The organism is Bradyrhizobium sp. MI1.3, assembly GCF_055811695.1.
In genome coordinates, this window is the sequence record NZ_JBVVPQ010000031.1 from 26976 (window position 1) to 43614 (window position 16639).

Annotated in this window: 19 protein-coding genes; 9 read left to right on the plus strand and 10 right to left on the minus strand. The window is 64.7% G+C overall.

From position 1 onward, the window contains the following. Nucleotides 1–428: 428 nt before the first annotated feature. The gene (locus AC0L3A_RS22530; protein WP_007599159.1) at nt 429–1226 is read left to right on the plus strand and encodes a DUF4167 domain-containing protein; all 798 of its coding nucleotides are present in this window, start codon (nt 429–431) and stop codon (nt 1224–1226) included. Between the two features lie 72 nt (nt 1227–1298). On the opposite strand, the gene AC0L3A_RS22535 is transcribed toward AC0L3A_RS22530, so the two are convergent. After that, nucleotides 1299–2045: a class I SAM-dependent methyltransferase gene (locus tag AC0L3A_RS22535; protein ID WP_007599158.1), complete on the minus strand. Its 747-nt coding sequence runs from the start codon at nt 2043–2045 to the stop codon at nt 1299–1301. Nucleotides 2046–2154: 109 nt separating this feature from the next. Between AC0L3A_RS22535 and gloB the strand changes: the two genes are divergently transcribed. The 3 genes from gloB to AC0L3A_RS22550 all read left to right on the plus strand — a co-directional run bounded on the left by gloB (nt 2155) and on the right by AC0L3A_RS22550 (nt 4141). Then, nucleotides 2155–2922 carry a hydroxyacylglutathione hydrolase gene (gloB, locus tag AC0L3A_RS22540; protein ID WP_007599156.1) on the plus strand — a complete coding sequence of 256 codons (768 nt, stop codon included), beginning with the start codon at nt 2155–2157 and terminating at the stop codon, nt 2920–2922. 37 nt (nt 2923–2959) lie between these two features. Further along, on the plus strand, nt 2960–3382 hold the full coding sequence (locus AC0L3A_RS22545) for a cupin domain-containing protein (protein ID WP_007599155.1): 423 nt from the start codon (nt 2960–2962) through the stop codon (nt 3380–3382). 75 nt (nt 3383–3457) lie between these two features. Then, nucleotides 3458–4141 (plus strand): flavin reductase family protein, encoded by a 684-nt coding sequence (locus tag AC0L3A_RS22550; protein ID WP_007599153.1) that lies wholly within the window; start codon nt 3458–3460, stop codon nt 4139–4141. 8 nt (nt 4142–4149) lie between these two features. Here the strand turns inward: AC0L3A_RS22550 and yddG are convergent, their stop codons facing one another. From yddG to AC0L3A_RS22565, 3 genes are all read right to left on the minus strand, one after another. Beyond that, nucleotides 4150–5019, minus strand: a complete 870-nt coding sequence (gene yddG / locus AC0L3A_RS22555) for an aromatic amino acid exporter YddG (protein ID WP_007599152.1) — start codon at nt 5017–5019, stop codon at nt 4150–4152. A gap of 141 nt (nt 5020–5160) precedes the next feature. Beyond that, nucleotides 5161–5886, minus strand: coding sequence for an acetoacetyl-CoA reductase (gene phbB / locus AC0L3A_RS22560; protein ID WP_007599151.1), 726 nt, complete (start codon nt 5884–5886; stop codon nt 5161–5163). Nucleotides 5887–6126: 240 nt separating this feature from the next. Next, nucleotides 6127–7305 carry an acetyl-CoA C-acetyltransferase gene (locus AC0L3A_RS22565; protein WP_007599150.1) on the minus strand — a complete coding sequence of 393 codons (1179 nt, stop codon included), beginning with the start codon at nt 7303–7305 and terminating at the stop codon, nt 6127–6129. Nucleotides 7306–7608: 303 nt separating this feature from the next. On the opposite strand from AC0L3A_RS22565, the gene phaR reads away from it, so the two are divergent. Then, a complete protein-coding gene (gene phaR, locus AC0L3A_RS22570) occupies nt 7609–8205 on the plus strand; it encodes a polyhydroxyalkanoate synthesis repressor PhaR (protein ID WP_007599149.1) in 597 nt (198 codons plus the stop codon). A gap of 42 nt (nt 8206–8247) precedes the next feature. Next, entirely contained in the window at nt 8248–8865 is a 618-nt protein-coding gene (locus AC0L3A_RS22575) for a class I SAM-dependent methyltransferase (RefSeq protein WP_007599148.1), read from the plus strand. Nucleotides 8866–8876: 11 nt separating this feature from the next. On the opposite strand, the gene AC0L3A_RS22580 is transcribed toward AC0L3A_RS22575, so the two are convergent. After that, the gene (locus tag AC0L3A_RS22580) at nt 8877–9764 is read right to left on the minus strand and encodes a branched-chain amino acid aminotransferase (protein WP_007599147.1); all 888 of its coding nucleotides are present in this window, start codon (nt 9762–9764) and stop codon (nt 8877–8879) included. A gap of 117 nt (nt 9765–9881) precedes the next feature. Here AC0L3A_RS22580 and AC0L3A_RS22585 point away from each other — a divergent pair, with 117 nt between their 5' ends. Next, nucleotides 9882–10817, plus strand: a complete 936-nt coding sequence (locus tag AC0L3A_RS22585) for an alpha/beta hydrolase (RefSeq protein ID WP_007599146.1) — start codon at nt 9882–9884, stop codon at nt 10815–10817. 48 nt (nt 10818–10865) lie between these two features. Here the strand turns inward: AC0L3A_RS22585 and AC0L3A_RS22590 are convergent, their stop codons facing one another. From AC0L3A_RS22590 to AC0L3A_RS22610, 5 genes are all read right to left on the minus strand, one after another. Next, nucleotides 10866–11111 carry a hypothetical protein gene (locus AC0L3A_RS22590; RefSeq protein WP_354063361.1) on the minus strand — a complete coding sequence of 82 codons (246 nt, stop codon included), beginning with the start codon at nt 11109–11111 and terminating at the stop codon, nt 10866–10868. 110 nt (nt 11112–11221) lie between these two features. Continuing rightward, nucleotides 11222–11782, minus strand: coding sequence for a carboxymuconolactone decarboxylase family protein (locus AC0L3A_RS22595; RefSeq protein ID WP_473255206.1), 561 nt, complete (start codon nt 11780–11782; stop codon nt 11222–11224). A gap of 106 nt (nt 11783–11888) precedes the next feature. Continuing rightward, the gene (locus AC0L3A_RS22600; RefSeq protein ID WP_354159956.1) at nt 11889–12476 is read right to left on the minus strand and encodes a peroxidase-related enzyme; all 588 of its coding nucleotides are present in this window, start codon (nt 12474–12476) and stop codon (nt 11889–11891) included. Beyond that, a complete protein-coding gene (locus tag AC0L3A_RS22605) occupies nt 12476–12964 on the minus strand; it encodes a CMD domain-containing protein (protein WP_007599142.1) in 489 nt (162 codons plus the stop codon). The genes AC0L3A_RS22600 and AC0L3A_RS22605 overlap by 1 nt, the downstream gene beginning before the upstream one ends. Next, nucleotides 12961–14118 carry a PLP-dependent cysteine synthase family protein gene (locus AC0L3A_RS22610; RefSeq protein ID WP_007599141.1) on the minus strand — a complete coding sequence of 386 codons (1158 nt, stop codon included), beginning with the start codon at nt 14116–14118 and terminating at the stop codon, nt 12961–12963. The genes AC0L3A_RS22605 and AC0L3A_RS22610 overlap by 4 nt, the downstream gene beginning before the upstream one ends. An 86-nt stretch (nt 14119–14204) precedes the next feature. Between AC0L3A_RS22610 and AC0L3A_RS22615 the strand changes: the two genes are divergently transcribed. Both AC0L3A_RS22615 and AC0L3A_RS22620 read left to right on the plus strand, forming a co-directional pair. Then, nucleotides 14205–15185 carry a LysR family transcriptional regulator gene (locus AC0L3A_RS22615; RefSeq protein ID WP_007599140.1) on the plus strand — a complete coding sequence of 327 codons (981 nt, stop codon included), beginning with the start codon at nt 14205–14207 and terminating at the stop codon, nt 15183–15185. Then, nucleotides 15182–16639 carry an NAD(P)-binding domain-containing protein gene (locus AC0L3A_RS22620; protein WP_473255207.1) on the plus strand — a complete coding sequence of 486 codons (1458 nt, stop codon included), beginning with the start codon at nt 15182–15184 and terminating at the stop codon, nt 16637–16639. The genes AC0L3A_RS22615 and AC0L3A_RS22620 overlap by 4 nt, the downstream gene beginning before the upstream one ends.

Sequence of the window (16639 nt, forward strand, 5' to 3'; positions counted from 1 at the left end):
ATCCCTTGGGAACGACTACCTTCCGATCAACACATCGGTGCCGGCCCCGTAGACCTACGGGCGAAAGCCGGGCTCTCGGGCGAGAGCTTACTGATAATGGTTCCAAGCCGCAGGTCCTGTTGAGCGCGATGGCCATTTGAGCTGCGCTGCTTACCGACCGCAACGTGAACGAAAGCCTGATATTGCGCTTGAAGACTTACGCAACAAAGCAGGGCTTGTTTCGGCAGGCGATATGAATGGGTTCGCTGGCGATGGATGCTGGCGGTGGGGAACGCGTCTTTTGTTGAACGCGACGGTCGACGAACATCGGCAGGGATCAATCCGCTCTTGCGTGCGGTTGCGCGCAAGCGATGTGAACCGCTGTCATCAGGTCACTCTCGGCAATCAGTAATGCGTGCAACCTTTAGGGCTGGAATTAAAGGCAGGACATGAGAAACGGTCAGAACAAGCAGCGGATGCGCAACCGCAACAACAATAATAATAACAATAACAACAATAATAACCGGCGCGGCCAGAACCCGATGACCCGGGTCTACGAGTCCAACGGACCCGACATCAAGATCCGCGGCACGGCTTCGCATATTGCTGAAAAGTATCTCCAGCTTGCGCGCGACGCGCGCTCCTCCGGAGACCCCGTTGCGGCCGAGAACTACTACCAGCATGCCGAGCATTATTTTCGCCTGATCGCGACGGCTCAGGAGCAGTTCCGGCAGAACCAGCAGCCGCGCGGCGACGAGCCCATCAGCAACAGCAGCGGCGACGACGGCGAGGACGACGGCGAGAATTTCTCGAACTTCGGCCAGGAGCCGGGTTTTGTCCCGCAGCCGCCACCGCAGCCCTTCACACGCGACCGCGACGGCCAGCGCGATCATCAACCGCGTGATCATCAGCCCCGCGACAACCACTATCAGCGCGACAACCAGCAGCCGCGCGAGCATCGCGAACGCGACCATCGTCCGCAGCCGCAATATCAGCCACAGCCGCAACCGCTGCCGCTGAACCAGCCCCAGCCCGTCGTCGCCGACGCCGTCAGCGTCGATCGTCTGCCCTCCTTCATCACCGGCCCGCAGCCGCAGGTGAGCGGTGGCGCGCCCGGTCAGGCCGGGTTCGAGGGTGGTGGTGGTGGCGAGCGCTTTCCGCGGCGGCGCCGCCGCCCGAATGGCCCGCGCCCCGAGCGCGAAGCCGCTCCGGCCGCCTCGAGCGACGAAGTGGCTCCCGGCGAGTAAGCCGCATTCACACGTTATCTTGCGCCAGATACCCTGACCTGAATCGTCCCGGCATGTCCGGGACGATTGTTTTTAGCCGCGCGTCGCCGTCGTCGAGGACGGCACCAGCACCGGCTTCGCCAGCGAGGGAATCAGTCGCGCCCGCTCGCGCTTGGCGGGGATCGCGCGGTAGACCTGCTTGGTCGCCTCGACGATGTGCACGCCGGCGAAAGGCAGCGACAGCGCCGCGCCGGCCCGCTCCCACATCTGTGCGGATTTCAGCACCCAGCCGCCGGCATAAGGCGGCATGAACAGCGCCTCGCCCCAGGCGGTCGGCGTGAACCAGGTCTGGCGCAACAGGTCGGTGATCTGCGAGCGCGAATAGGGCCGACCGTGACCGAACGGCGTGCTGTCGGTGCGGGTCCAGACCCCGCGCCGGTTCGGGATGACCGCAATCACACGACCGGACGGCGACAGCACGCGCCACGCCTCGCGCAGCAGCGCGGCCGGATCGTCCGACATTTCCAGTGCGTGGACCAGCAGGATGCGATCCACCGCGGCGTCGGGAAGCGGCAGCGAGAACTCATCCACCAGCGAGGCGAGCGCCGGCCGTCCCGTCGGCCATTTCAGGACGCCCTGGGCCGACGGCATGAAGGCGATGCAGCGCTCCGCATCCTCGCGGAACAACCCGAGATAGGGCGTGGGATAGCCGAAGCCGAGCACCCGCTGGCCGTCGACGCGCGGCCAGCGCTCCCGAATGCCGCGATTGATCATTTGCCGCGCCACAATCCCGAGGCGACGGGAGTAGAACTCGCGGAGGTCGACGACATCAATGGTCATGATCGCAATGTAACATGCACGAGGTGGCCCCCGCGCGCGGAATATTGCATTGCCTGCGCAACGTTAACGCCATATTTGTCTGACGGAGCTGAGCGCGATCGGAGATGACATGGCCGCCGAAATTCGTACTTTCACCTGTTTAAACGACAATTTCGGTTATCTGATCCATGATGTGGAAACCAAGGCGACGGCGTCGATCGACGCGCCGGAGGCCGGCCCCATCGTGAGGGCGCTCGAGCGCGAGGGTTGGCAGCTCACCGATATCCTGATCACCCATCATCATGGCGATCATGTCGGCGGGGTCGCCGAACTCAAGCAGAAATACAATTGCCGCGTCGTCGCGCCGCATGACAAGACGACCAAAATCGCAGACGTCGACCTGCGCGTCGCCAATGCCGAAATCGTCAAGGTCGGCAGCTTGCTGGGGCGCGTATTGGAGACGCCGGGCCACACGCTCGACCACATCTCCTACGTGTTCGACACCGAGAAAGCGCTGTTCGCCGCCGACACGCTGTTCTCGATCGGCTGCGGCCGCGTGTTCGAGGGCACCTATCCGATGATGTGGGATTCGCTTCTGAAGCTGCGCGCCCTGCCCGACGACTTCAAGCTCTATTGCGGCCATGAATACACGGCTTCCAACGTCAAGTTCGCGCTGACCGTCGATCCCGACAATGCGGCGCTGCAGGCGCGCGCGGCGGAGGTGGCGAAGCTGCGGGCCGAGAACAAGCCGACCATTCCCTCGCTACTTGGTGACGAGAAGCGCACAAACGTGTTCCTGCGCGCCGACGAACCATCGGTCGCAGCCAGGCTGCACATGAAGGGCGCGGATGCCACCGCGGTGTTCGGCGAGCTGCGCGAGCGCAAGAATAAATCTTGAAGAACAAATCCTGACGATCAAACCCTGACGGGAATCGATGCCGACCGCAGCCGAGATCATCGCGCGCCTCGAACTCCGCCCGCATCCCGAGGGCGGGCATTACCGCGAGACGTTTCGCGACCAGACCACGGACGCCAACGGCCGGTCACGTTCGACCCTGATCTATTTCCTGCTGGCGCGCGGCGAGCGTTCGCACTGGCATCGCATCGATGCTGTCGAAAGCTGGCACTATTACGCCGGCAGCCCGCTGACGCTGCGTATCGCCCATGACGGCTGCTCCCAGCACGAGGTACGGCTCGGTACGGACCTGTTGAACGGCGAGCGGCCACAGGCGATCGTGCCGGCGGATGCGTGGCAGACGGCGGAGACCACCGGCGAGTGGACCCTGGTCGGCTGCACCGTGGCGCCGGCCTTCGAGTTCGCAAAATTCGAGCTCGCGCCGAAGGGATGGGAGCCCTGAATCTTAATCTGGAATCGGGTGGGTTCGGTTCGCGTCACGCCTTAGGACAGCGCTTCCAGCGAACAGGAGCGCACGATGCACGGAACACTCGGCCCCACCGCCGTCCAGATCGACCCGGCCATTTTGTATTTCGGCACGCCCGTCGTCCTCATCGGCTCAACCAATGAAGACGGCACTTCCAATCTCGCGCCGATGTCGTCGGCATGGTGGGTCGGGTGGCGCTGCATGCTGGGACTGGCCCGGAATTCCAAGACCACCGAGAACATGATTCGCACCGGCGAATGCGTGCTCAATCTGCCGTCCGCCGATCTCGTCGCCGTGGTCGATCGCCTCGCACGGACCACAGGATCGGATCCGGTGCCGCCCGGCAAACTCTATCGCGGCTATCGGCACGAGAAGGACAAGTTCGGTCGTGGCGGACTAACCGTGCTGCCGGGCGAAACAGTCGCCGCACCGCGTGCGGCCGAGTGTCCCGTGCAGATGGAAGCCAAGGTCGCCCATGTCCATGAGATGGCACAAGACGACGCGGTTTGGCGCGGCAATCTCGCTGCGATCGAGGTCCGCATCACCCGCGTGCATGCGCATCCCAACATCATGATGGACGGTGCAAGCAACCGCATCGATCCGGACAAATGGCGGCCGCTGATTCTCAGTTTTCAGGAATTCTACGGCCTGACGCCGCAACGCTTGCAGCGCTCCGAACTCGGACAGATTCCGGAGGCGATGTATCGGCCGCCGGGTTGGCAGCCGGCGCTTTAGCGGCGCCCTCACCGTTTCCTCGACACCATGTCCTTGGCCGCGATCAAGCCGCCGCCGGCGATCAGGATCGCGGCGATGGCGATGTTGGCGCTCGCCTTCGCAAAGCCAGCGGCGATGAGGAAGCCAGTCGAGAGTAGCGGCGTCGCGTAGGATGCGGCGCCGAGCACGCGGATGTCGCCGCGCTTCATGCCGATGTCCCAGGCGTAGAACGCAGCACCGACCGGACCGATGCCGAGCGCGATGACGGAGAGCCATTGCAGCGTCGTGTCCGGCCATACCGTGGCTTCAAGCAGGCCATGCATCAGCGCGGCAAGCAACGCCGTGGCGAGGCAGAATCCCGCGACCGCATCGGTCGGCACCGCCTTCAATCGCCGCGACAACACCGAATAGATCGCCCACACGAAGGCTGCGATGAAGGCCGCGGCCAGACCCGGCAATTGTCCCTGCGTGAAGCCCGAGGTGTTCCCGGCGAACAGCAGCACGGTGCCGACGAGACCGAGCACGGCGCCGACGACGTGATGCACGGCCAGCCGCTCGCCCGGCAGAAACGACGAGAACAGCACGATCAGAAGCGGCCACAGATAATTCAGCAAGCCGGCTTCAGCCGGCGGCGCGAAGCGCAGCGCGAGGAAATAAAGCGCGTGATAGCCAAACAGTCCGCCGACACCGACGATCCACACGGCCAGCGGCTGACGCAGGCTTTTGGCCGCCGAGCCGCGGCCGATCCAGGTGAGCAGGCCGACGAGACCGCCGATCGCGAACGTCATCGCGGCCAGCTGGAACGCCGGGATCTTTCCGGTCGCCACCGTCATCACCGACAGTAACGACCACATCAGGATCGCGGTCAATCCGATCAGCGTCGCAGTGCGGGGAGTCATCGGCCACATACTCTCGTCATGGCGGGCTTGTCCCGGCCATCCACGTTCTTTCGTGGCGACGGATGTTGTAAGGCCGTGGATGCCCGGGACAAGCCCGGGCATGCCGAAGTTACCGATATGATCGAACGTGATGCCTGCGCATCACACCATGTATTGGCCGCCGTTGACGGTCAGCGTCGAGCCGGTGATGGCGCCGGCCTCGTCGGCGGCAAGGAACACGACCGCGCGCGCGATTTCCTCGGGCTCACCGAGACGGCCGATCGGGATCAGCGGCAAGATGGCCTTTTCCAGCACGTCCTTCGGCACCGCCTGCACCATCTCGGTGTTGATGTAGCCGGGGCAGATCGCATTCACGGTGATACCGCCCTTGGCGTTCTCGATCGCCAGCGCCTTGGTGAAGCCGATCTCGCCCGCCTTCGCCGCCGAATAGTTCACCTGACCGAACTGACCCTTCTGCCCGTTGATCGAGGAGATGTTGATGATGCGGCCGAACTTGCGTCCACGCATGCCCTCGATGACCTGGCGCGACATGTTGAACAGCGAGCCGAGATTGGTGCCGATCACGGCGTTCCATTGCTCGAGGCTCATCTTGTGGAAGGCGCCGTCCTTGGTAATGCCGGCATTGTTGACGAGCACGTCGATTGGGCCAACCTCGGCCTCGACCTTCTTCACGCCCTCGGCGCAGGCATCGAAACTGCTGACGTCCCATTTGTAGACGGCGATGCCGGTCTCGGCCTTGAACTTCTCCGCCGCCGCGTCGTTGCCGGCATAGCTCGCCGCAACCTTGTAGCCGGCCGCCTTCAGCGCCTTGCCGATGGCAGCTCCGATGCCCCGCGTACCACCCGTCACCAATGCAACACGTGCCATATCGTATTTCCTTCCCTTGGACTCTTCGGACGTTTCTGTGTGATCGTTTTTAACGGTGGATTATGCGGTTGGTTTGACGGACATCAAGAACAAAACGCCCGGCATCGAGCCGGGCGTTTCTCTTTAGTCGAGGCTTGTACGGTTGCGAAGAATATTTGATTTGCAACCGCTGCTTTTTTAATCGCGTGCAACGCACTCAGTCACGTGTGCAACGCACGCGCAAATGACGCACCAACTATCTCAGTCGCGCGCCACACACATCGCGATGCCCATGCCGCCGCCGATGCACAGCGTGGCGAGGCCCTTCTTCGAATCCCGCTTCTGCATTTCGTGGAGCAGCGTCACCAGCACGCGGGCGCCGGAGGCACCGACCGGATGGCCGATCGCGATCGCGCCGCCGTTGACATTGACCTTCGAGGTATCCCAGCCGAGATCCTTGTTGACGGCACAAGCCTGCGCCGCGAAGGCTTCATTGGCTTCGATCAGGTCGAGATCGCCGACGTTCCAGCCGGCCTTCTTCAGCGCGGCGCGCGAGGCCGGGATCGGGCCCGAGCCCATGATCTTCGGATCGACGCCCGCCTGCGCCCAGGACACGATGCGCGCGAGCGGCGTCTTGCCTTCCTTGGCGGCCTGTTTGGCGGTCATCAGCACCACGACGGCGGCGCCGTCATTGATGCCGGAGGCCGAACCCGCGGTGACCGTGCCGTCCTTCTCGAAGGCGGGACGGAGCTTCGCCATCGCGTCGACCGTTGCGCCATGGCGCGGATATTCGTCGGCGCTGACGACGACATCGCCCTTGCGTCCCTTGATGGTGACGGGAACGATTTCGTCGTTGAATCTACCGGCCTTCTGCGCGGCCTCGGCCTTCTGCTGCGAGGCGACCGCGAACTCGTCCTGCTGGGCGCGGGTGATCTGCCACTGCCGCGCGACGTTCTCGGCGGTGTTGCCCATGTGATAGCCGTTGAAGGCGTCCCACAGGCCGTCCTTGATCATGGTGTCGATGAATTCGACCGCGCCCATCTTGACGCCGCCGCGCAGATACTGGGCGTGCGGAGCCATGCTCATGGATTCCTGGCCGCCGGCCACCACGATCTCGGAATCGCCGTTGAGCAGCGCCTGATAGCCGAGCGCAACAGTGCGCAGGCCCGAACCGCAGAGCTGGTTGACGCCCCAGGCCGGGCTCTCGACCGGAATGCCGGCATTGATCGAAGCCTGGCGAGCCGGGTTCTGGCCTTGGGCGGCGGTCAGGATCTGGCCCATGATGACTTCGGAGACCCGGCCGGGCTCGATGCCGCCGCGCTCCAGCGCGGCCTTGATGGCGATGGCCCCGAGATCATGGGCGGGAAGGGTTGCGAACGCTCCGTTGAAGCTTCCGACCGGGGTGCGGGCGGCGCTGACGATGACGACATCGTCTGACATGGGCATCTCCTGGGTTGAATGGGGGCAGAGGGGGCTGGGGAAACGGCTCGCCAGTCTCGGACGGCATCCTGTTAACGTCGTTGAGGCATGTCAATCGGCCGGCGGCCGAATTCATCCCGCAGCGCATTCAAAATAGCGTTCTTGGCGCTTTCGCAAGCACGTTTTTGCTGCCCGATTAACCGTGGCGCACAAAACGGTAGCGTGACCCCTTTGAAAATGCTTATTTTGTTGCGTTGCGTACTCTTCCCGCCCTGCGGCATAGCCCGACAGGTTCCCGTTCTCCGCGCTTGCAAGTGAGAGCCCATGGCGAAATCAGACCAACCCACCACCATCAAGAAATACGCGAACCGCCGGCTCTATAACACCGGAACGAGCACTTACGTGACGCTGGAAGACCTCGCCTCCATGGTCAAGGACGGCGAAGATTTCCTGGTCTACGACGCCAAGACCGGCGACGACATCACCCGCTCCGTGCTTGCCCAGATCATCTTCGAACAGGAGAACAAGGCCGGCCAGAACCTGCTCCCGACCACCTTCCTGCGCCAGCTGATCCGCTTCTACGGCGACAGCATGCAGATGGTGGTGCCGAAATATCTGGAGCAGGCCATCGCGTCGCTGACGCAGGAGCAGGAGAAGTTCCGCAAACAGATCGCCACCTCCCTGTCCGGAACCCCGTTTGCGCCGCTGGAGGAACAGGTCCGCCGCAACATGGAGCTGTTCCAGCAGACCTTCTCGATGTTCAAGCCTTTCGCGCCCGGCGCAGCCCGCCCCGCGGGCTCCGCGGAGCCGGCCCCCGAGGCGACTGCCGAAGCGCCGAAGGACAGCAACATCGACGATCTGCGCCAGCAGATGAAGGACATGCAGGAACGCCTCGAGCGGATGTCGAAGAAGGACGAGTAGATCGTCCCTCTGCGCCGGCTCCCGGCAAGCCGGAGGACGCGCATGTCCGACCGAAGCACCCATTGGGACAATGTTTACGCCACCAGGGGCGAAGCCGAGGTCAGCTGGTTTCAGAACAGTCCGGCGACTTCGCTTGCAATGATCCGGGCGGCCAATCCGGACCGCGCGGCCGCCCTCCTCGACATCGGCGGCGGCGCATCGCGACTTGTCGATGCTCTCCTGCTGGACGGATATCGCGACGTCGCCGTGCTGGATCTCTCTGCCAATGCGCTTGACGCTGCAAAGAAGCGGATCGGCGCAGCCGCTTCGACGGTCGACTGGATCGTTGCCGACGCCACGACATGGCGCCCGGCAAAGACCTACGATCTATGGCACGATCGGGCGGCGTTTCACTTCCTGACCGACTCCCGCGACAGGACCGCATACATCGAGCGGCTGCGGTCGGCGGTTGCGCCCGGCGGCCACGTCATCATTGCGACGTTTGCACTCGACGGCCCCGAGAAATGCAGCGGCCTGCCGGTGCAGCGTCATGACAGCGCGAGTCTTGCGGCGGAGCTCGGGCCGGGATTCGAGCTCGTCGAAACGCGCAACGAGGCGCACCAGACGCCGTGGAATTCGATGCAGGCGTTTCAGTTCAGCCGGTTCAAGCGACGCAGCTAGGACAGTGCTATTCAAGCCGCCAGCTTCACGGCATGGGCAAAGTCCCAATAGAGCTTGCGCGCGCGAATGTAGAGCGGGCCCGGCTGCAGCTCGCGATCGTCAATGCGGATCACCGGCGCGACTTTTGCGAAATTGCCGGTGGAAAAGATCTCGTCGGCGGCGAGGAAGTCGGCATAGCGCAGCGTCTTCTCGACCACGGTGACGCCGTCGGCGCGAAGCAGGCTGATGACGCGCTGGCGGGTGACGCCGTTGAGAAAAGTGCCGTTCGGCGCCGGTGTGTAGACCACGCCGTCCTTGGCCATGAACACGTTGGAATTGCCGAACTCCGCGACGTTGCCGAGCATGTCGAGCATCAGCGCGTTCTGGAAGCCGCGCGAGGCGGCCTCGGCAAGCGCGCGCGAATTGTTCGGATAGAGACAGGCGGCCTTGGCCTCGACCGGCGCGCACTCGGCGGTGGGCCTGCGGAACGGCGACAGCGTGATCGCATTGCCGACGGGTTTCGGCATTGGCGCCTCGTAGATGCATAGGCACCAATCAGTGGTCTCGGGATCGAACAGCACGCCGCCGCCCGAGCCGTTCTGCGCCCAATACATCGGACGGACGTAGAGCTCGGCATTCGGCGCGAAGCGCGCGATGCCCTCATTTGCGAGTGTCATCCAGGTTCCGGTATCGACCACCGGCTTCAGCCCAAAGTTGATGGCGGACTGATTGGCGCGGGCAACGTGGCGGTCGAGATCGGGCGCGACGCCTTCGAACACCCGCGCGCCGTCGAACACGACCGAGCCGAGCCAGGCCGCATGCGTGCGCGGACCCATGATCGGCACATTGCCGTCATGCCATTTGCCCTCGAAGAAGGTCCAGCTTGGCGAATATGCAATGGGCTTTTTGATCTCGGCCATGACCGGCCTCTCCCTTGGCGTGGTGCCGCATTATAGCGCCACTATTGGGCGCAATTTCTAAATGATTCCCTGCGGGAAAATGGTGAGTTACCCTCCCGGACGGGGAAAGGAAGCACCATGCCGCTCGATCCGCTCGCAAAGCGTTTGTTGACCATGATGGCTGCGGCTGCGCCGCAGGCACGGAGCCGGCCCAGCGTGGAGGCACGGCGGCAATCATTGGCAAAGCTGATGCAGTTTGCGCGCGCCGATGCGCCTGACGTGACGACGTCCGACGGCATGCTGCCTGGTCCCGGCGGCGCGCTGCCCTATCGCCTCTATTCACCGGCAGGCGCCGATGATCGCGCGCCCGGCTTCGTGTTCTTTCACGGCGGCGGGCTCGTTGCCGGCAGCATCGCCACGCATGACCGCATCGCGGCGGCGCTGGCACATGCGACCGGCTGCCGCCTCGTCTCGGTCGATTACCGGCTGGCGCCCGAGCACAAATTCCCCGCCGCCGTGGACGATGCGGTTGCTGCCACCGAATGGGTGGCGCGCGAGGCCGCATCGCTCGGCATCGACGCCGGACGTCTGGTGCTCGGCGGCGATTCCGCCGGTGCAACGCTCGCCGCGATCGTGTGTCAGGAGGCGGCGCAGACAGCTGGCCTTTCCATCGTCGCGCAATGCCTGATCTGCCCGGTGCTGGATTTCGAGGAGGCCTCGCCGTCGCGGCAGGCGTTCGCCGAGGGGCACCTGATCGACCGCGTCACGATCGAAGCCGATCTCGCCGATTATCTGCCCGAGGACCTTGATGCTGCCGATCCGCGCATCTCGCCCTTGCGCGCGACACGGCTTGCGGGCCTGCCGACCGCCATTATCCACACCGCCGAGTTCGACCCGATGCGCGACGAGGGCAATGCCTATGCCCGCAAGCTGCTCGCTGCGGGCGTCACGGTCGAGCACGTCTGCCACGAGGGCATGGTCCATAATTTCCACGCCATGGGCGCAATTCTGCCGCAGGCGCAGCTCGTGCTGTCGCAGATCGGTGAGCAGGTCAGGCGGGCGGTGGGGACGTGAAGCACCTCCTCTTGCCGTCTCCCGCAACGGGAGAGGAAAGAGAATGCCTCACGCTCTCGCCTCGATGACGGAACGCGCCGCCGCGACGTAGTTTGGCCAATGCGCATCCGCATAACGCTCGGCCTGTCGCGCGCAGGTGACGTCGGGCGCATGCGCAGCCGCGATCATGCGCGCAAAGCGCTCTTCGGCGACCGTCACGTCGTCGGACGCGGCCGAGGGCGCGGCTCCTGCGGCGGTCGGCGCAACGGCGAGTCCCGCCAGTCCGGCGAGCAGGATGCGGCGTGACGTGTCCATGGCTGTCGTTCCCTCTTCATTGCACTTCGATCGTGACCGGCGATGCGTCGCCATGGCGGCGGCAGGGTACCGTGACGCCTCCGTCCAGTCCAGCAGCTGAGCCAGCGTGGTCAGTCTGGCACCGGCACGTCGAACGTGTTGAGCGTCACCGACACCATGCAGTAAATGCCGACGAGATAGGACAGTTCGGCCGCGCCGTGCTCGCCGAATTCCTTGACGGCGGCCCGATAAGTCAGTTCCGGCAGCACGCCGCCGCTGACCAATGCGGACGCCACATCGTAGGCGACCGCCTCCTGCTTGGTGAGATCGACCGGCCGCTGTCCGGCGACGATGGTCGCGAGCTTCTCGTCGGAGAGGCCGCGCTGCTCGGCGACCAGCACATGCGCATAGAGCTCGTAGCCGGAGCGGAAATGCGAGCCGGTGACGAGGATCGCGACCTCACGCACCGGCGCCGGCAGCAGCGGGTTCGCCGCGATCGCCTTGACCAGCTCCCACACTGGCTTGCCGAAGCGCGGCTCGCGGATCCATGGATTCCAGGGCCCGAGCAGCGCGCCATCGTCGCGCACGTTCACAAAGCCCTTGAAGTGATCCTTGATGCCGGCTCGCATGTCGTCGTAGAGCGGCTTCTGTTCGGCACTCAGGTCTTTCGGATCGAGAATGGGAAGGCGCACGGCAGGTCTCCTCGTTGAGAAGCCGCGAAACTCGCCCGCACGCGCGCGCAAGGCAAGTGAAGTTGCCGTGACATTCGGTTCGGGGCGAGCGACCCGATGGCGTCGGTTACGATGCCTCCGGCCGCACCAGCGGCTCGCCCAGCGTATGCATCAGCCGGTTGGCCCAGCCGAAGATCGCGGCCGACAGCACCAGGTCGAGCTGCTCAAGCTCGCTGAGCCCGGCCTCGCCAAGTGCGCGCGCATCGTCTGCGCTCGCTTCGATCGGAGTCGTCGAGAGTTTTGTAGCGAAATTGAACAGGGCCTGCTCGCGTGCCTCCAGCGTGGCATCGCGCTCGTCGGTAAAGATCTCCTCGACGACCTCTTTGCGCCCGGAGTAATTGATGAAGCGTGAGGCGTGCACGGCGGCGCAATAGATGCAGCGGTTGACGACCGAGGCACTCAGCGCGCCGAGCTCGCGCTCCGCCGGGGACAGTCCGTCCTTGCCATACATAATGAGGTTGAACAGCGGCGAGCGCACCGCGAGCGACTCCGGGTCATGCGCCAGCGTCAGCACGTAAGGCGAGACGCCCTTGTTGGAGGGGGTGACCTTCATCGCCGCGAGCTGCTCGGGCGTCGCCGAGGCGAGCTCGACCGGCGTGACATAAGGCGACCAGGTCGGGATCGTGGTAGTGAAGTTGTGGACGACCTCGCTCATCAGGCTTCGATCTCTTTCAGGAGCCTGAGGCCGGCAAGGACCCGCAGCTGGTAGTTCACGAAGGCGCCAAGCTCGGACAGCCGCACGATATCGGCCTCGCTGACGCCGGCCGCCTTCAGCGCCGCGATGTCCTGTCGCGTCGACTCGCGCGGCGAAAGCGTCAGCAGATCGGCGTGGCGGGCCATGGCATCGTGCAGGGGATCGCCACACACACCGCCGGGCCGGGCGAGCACGGCGAAGTCAAGATCGCTCGAATGCGCCAGATAGGAGTCGTAGTGCGCGGTCAGCGCCTCGTCGCCGACATGCCGGCACATCCGCGCCGCGAGTGCCGCCCGCAAGCCGTGGCTCAGACCGCCGGGCTCGCGCGGCAGCAGCACCGCGTCATGGGCTGCTTCGCTGAGGCGCAAAATCTCGGTGCGGGCGTTCAGAGCGTGGCCGAGCCGCGACGCCGCGGGCACCCCGACAATGGTTTCGATCAGCGTGGTCAAGCACTGCTCCGCAAGCTCTGTGGATTGGCGACGTCCTCGACGGCGAGCGCCGGCGGCTGCGCCGTATCGAGAAACGCCGACAGGGCAGCCTCGATCGGCATCGGATCAAGGCCGCGAGCTTTTAGCCACGTGGGATCATAATAGGTCTGCCGGTAGCGCTCGCCGGAATCGCAGATCAGCGTGACCAACGATCCGGTTTTGCCGGCGGTGCTCATCTCCGAGGCAATGCGGCAGAGCGCCAGGAAATTGGTGCCGGTCGAGCCGCCAACTGGCCGGCGCAGCCGGCGCGACAGCACGTTCATCGCTGCGATCGTTGCGACATCCGGGATCTTCATCATGCGATCGACGACGCCCGGCACGAAGGAGGGTTCGCAGCGGGGCCGACCGACGCCTTCGATCAGCGAAGGCCGCTCGCAGACATGGGAGCGGTCCTGCGAGCGGAAGCAGTCGAAGAAGGCGGAATGCTCGACATCGGCAACGCACAGCCGCGTCGGGTACTGGCGATAGCGCAGATAGCGTCCGAGCGTGGCCGAGGTGCCACCGGTGCCCGCCCCCATCACGATCCAGTCCGGCAACGGACGCGTCTCGCCCTTCAATTGCGTAAAGATCGATTCGGCGATGTTGTTGTTGCCGCGCCAGTCGGTGGCGCGCTCGGCGAAAGTGAACTGGTCCATATAGTGGCCGTTCAGCCGGGCGGCGAGCGCCGCCGCTTCCGCATAGAGTGCACGGCCGTCATCGATCAGATGGCAGTTGCCGCCGTAATGCTCGATCGCGGCGATCTTCTCTGCCGAGGTCGTGCGCGGCATCACGGCATAGAAGGGCACGCCGATCATCTGTGCGAAATAGGCTTCCGACACCGCGGTCGATCCCGACGAGGCTTCGACGACGGGCGTGCCTTCGCGGATGTGGCCGTTGCAGAGCGCGTAAAGGAAGAGCGAGCGCGCGAGCCGGTGCTTCAGGCTGCCGGTCGGATGCGTGGACTCGTCCTTCAGATAGATGTCGATGCCGGCGAGAGCCGGCACGATCAGCCGGATCAGATGCGTGTCGGCCGTGCGGCACTGGTCGGCCTCGATCGCCGCCACGGCCTCATCGACCCAGCCGCGCCGATAGGCCGGTCCGGCCGGATTGTGGTGGCGAAAGGGGTTTGGCTCCATCGACATGACCTCAACTTCCCATAATACCTATTGCACATCAAGAAATATTGTTCATTCTATATTCGCATAATTCGGACAACCAGACCATGAACCAGGACGTTATCGACATTCGCCTTCTCGAGGCCTTCGCCGCCGTGATGTCGGCCGGCAGCATCACCGGTGCGGCGCGGTTGCTCGGCCGTTCGCAGCCGGTCACGACGCGTCAGATCCAGGATCTCGAGGCTGACGTCGGCTATCTCCTGTTCACCCGGAATGGCCCGCGCATCAGCCCGACACCGAAAGGCCTCCTGTTTCATGCTGAGGTCGAGCGGCTTCTGATGGGCCTGAAGCACATCCGCCAGCGTGCCAACGCGATCGGCGCGGGTGCGCTTCCCGTGCTCAGCCTGGCGGCGATCCCGGCGCTGGCGGCCGGCTTCGTCCCGGCTGCGCTCGCAGCGCTCGAACGCGAGTTGCTACCAAGCCAGATCCACGTGCAGGCGCTCTCGGCCGAGAATGTGGTTCAATCGGTGCTGTCGCAGTCGGTCGATTTCGGTCTTGCGAGCCTGCCGATCCAGCATCCCGGACTCGATGTGCAGTGGGTCTGCGAGGTGCCGTGCGTTGCGTGCCTCGCGATGGATCACCCGCTGGCGAAGAAGAAGGTCATTCGCCTGAAGGATCTTAGTGGCGTCCGGCTGCTGACGATGGCCAACCCCTACCGGCTTCGCCGCCGCGTGGAGGAGGCGCTGGAGCGTGAAGGTGTCGTGCCCGCTGAGGTCATCGACACCAACGCTTCACTGACGGCGATTGCCATGGCCAAGCAGACGCTCGGCATCGCCGTGGTCGAGCCGGTGCTGACTTCCAGCCTGCCGGTTGAAGGCGTCGTCACCCGGCCGTTGGATGTGTCCATTTCGTTCCTGTTCGCCGCGATTGCGCCGACCGGGCGCGAGCTGACGCCGACGGTTGCCGCGCTCAACGGCGCTCTGCGCGCCGCGGTCGCGCTGATGCCTGGCGCAAGGCTCCATAGCGGCGCCACCGCGCTAGCCGAGGCCGGCGACGAAACCACTAAATTCGAGAAAGCTTCCTCATGACGATGACACCTGGTGCGGCGGGCCTCGGGGCACTTGAAGCGCGCCTGAAGCAGGATCTGGCCTGGCTCGAACTGCCGGCCAAGTCATGGGTGCCCCGCCGCGTCGTCGATGGCGAGGGCGTCGTCGACGTCGTCATCGTCGGTGCCGGCATGGCCGGCCTCGTCGCCTCCGCCATGCTCAAGCGTCTCGGCGTCGACAACCAGCTCGTGCTCGACCGCGCGTGCGCAGGCGAGGAAGGTCCCTGGGTCACGTTCGCGCGGATGCGGACGCTGCGCTCACCCAAGGAATTGACCGGCCCCGCGATGGGCATGCCGGCGCTGACCTTCCGCGCCTTCTACGAGGCGCAATATGGCGAGCAAGCCTGGCAGGCGCTCGACCGCGCGCCGCGCACGGTATGGATGGATTACTTGATATGGTACCGCAAAGTGCTGGGCCTGCCCGTCCGCAACGGGGTCTCGGTTGAGCGTATCCACGCGCGCCCCGATGAATTGTTCGCGCTCGAAATCAGCGAAGGTGGCACGTCGCGACACATTCTCGCGCGGCATGTCGTCCTGGCGACGGGGCGCGACGGCCTCGGCGGCGCTTACGTGCCGCCGCTCGCCGACGGCATCGACCGGCGCTTCTGGGCCCATTCCTCCGACCCGATCGACTTCGAAAAGATTCGCGGCAGGCGCGTGGCCGTCGTCGGCGCGGGCGCATCCGCGATGGACAACGCGGCGATGGCGCTGGAGGCGGGCGCCGCGCGCCTCGATCTCTTCATCCGGCGCGCAGACATCCCGCGCGTCAACAAATTCACCGGCATCGGCAGCCAGGGGGTCGTGCACGGCTTTGCCGGCCTGACGGACGACTGGAAATGGCGCTTCCTCGATCACACGCTGAAAGCGCAGACGCCGCCGCCGCGGCAGAGCGTGCTGCGCGTCTCCGCCTATCCGCAGGCGCATTTCCATCTCGCAAGCCCGATCGATGATCTCGTCGTCAAAGAGGATCATCTCATGGTGACGACGCCGAAGGGCCGCTATGCGACCGACTTCATCATCTTCGGCACCGGCTTCAAGGTCGACCTCGCGTTGCGCGACGAGCTTGCCGCGTTCGCGCCGCATATCCGCTTCTGGAGCGATCGCTTCCCGACGCCTGACGGCATGAACAATGCGGAGCTGGAAAACTCGCCCGACCTCGGCGACAGATTTCAGTTCCTGGAGAAGCAGTCAGGCGCCTGCCCGATGCTGGCACGGCTGCACTGTTTCAACTATCCGGCGACGCTGAGCCACGGGAAACTTTCCGGCGATATTCCGGCGATCAGCGAGGGCGCCGACCGGCTCGCGCGCGGCATCGTCCGCCGCCTCTTCGTCGAGGATCGCGAGATTCATTTCGCCAACCTCAAGGCCTTCGCAACGCCGGAACTCGCCGGCGACGAATGGCAGGATGCCGACGCCACCCATCAACCCGCCGAATAG

Coding starts and splice junctions, on each gene's coding strand:
- AC0L3A_RS22545 (WP_007599155.1), top strand. CDS start 2,960: ATGCCGACCGCAGCCGAGATCATCGCGCGCCTCGAACTCCGCCCGCAT.
- AC0L3A_RS22580 (WP_007599147.1), bottom strand. CDS start 9,764: ATGGCCGAGATCAAAAAGCCCATTGCATATTCGCCAAGCTGGACCTTC.
- yddG (WP_007599152.1), bottom strand. CDS start 5,019: ATGACTCCCCGCACTGCGACGCTGATCGGATTGACCGCGATCCTGATG.
- phbB (WP_007599151.1), bottom strand. CDS start 5,886: ATGGCACGTGTTGCATTGGTGACGGGTGGTACGCGGGGCATCGGAGCT.
- AC0L3A_RS22620 (WP_473255207.1), top strand. CDS start 15,182: ATGACGATGACACCTGGTGCGGCGGGCCTCGGGGCACTTGAAGCGCGC.
- AC0L3A_RS22530 (WP_007599159.1), top strand. CDS start 429: ATGAGAAACGGTCAGAACAAGCAGCGGATGCGCAACCGCAACAACAAT.
- AC0L3A_RS22615 (WP_007599140.1), top strand. CDS start 14,205: ATGAACCAGGACGTTATCGACATTCGCCTTCTCGAGGCCTTCGCCGCC.
- AC0L3A_RS22610 (WP_007599141.1), bottom strand. CDS start 14,118: ATGGAGCCAAACCCCTTTCGCCACCACAATCCGGCCGGACCGGCCTAT.
- AC0L3A_RS22535 (WP_007599158.1), bottom strand. CDS start 2,045: ATGACCATTGATGTCGTCGACCTCCGCGAGTTCTACTCCCGTCGCCTC.
- AC0L3A_RS22550 (WP_007599153.1), top strand. CDS start 3,458: ATGCACGGAACACTCGGCCCCACCGCCGTCCAGATCGACCCGGCCATT.
- AC0L3A_RS22575 (WP_007599148.1), top strand. CDS start 8,248: ATGTCCGACCGAAGCACCCATTGGGACAATGTTTACGCCACCAGGGGC.
- AC0L3A_RS22600 (WP_354159956.1), bottom strand. CDS start 12,476: ATGAGCGAGGTCGTCCACAACTTCACTACCACGATCCCGACCTGGTCG.
- gloB (WP_007599156.1), top strand. CDS start 2,155: ATGGCCGCCGAAATTCGTACTTTCACCTGTTTAAACGACAATTTCGGT.
- AC0L3A_RS22590 (WP_354063361.1), bottom strand. CDS start 11,111: ATGGACACGTCACGCCGCATCCTGCTCGCCGGACTGGCGGGACTCGCC.
- AC0L3A_RS22585 (WP_007599146.1), top strand. CDS start 9,882: ATGCCGCTCGATCCGCTCGCAAAGCGTTTGTTGACCATGATGGCTGCG.
- AC0L3A_RS22565 (WP_007599150.1), bottom strand. CDS start 7,305: ATGTCAGACGATGTCGTCATCGTCAGCGCCGCCCGCACCCCGGTCGGA.
- phaR (WP_007599149.1), top strand. CDS start 7,609: ATGGCGAAATCAGACCAACCCACCACCATCAAGAAATACGCGAACCGC.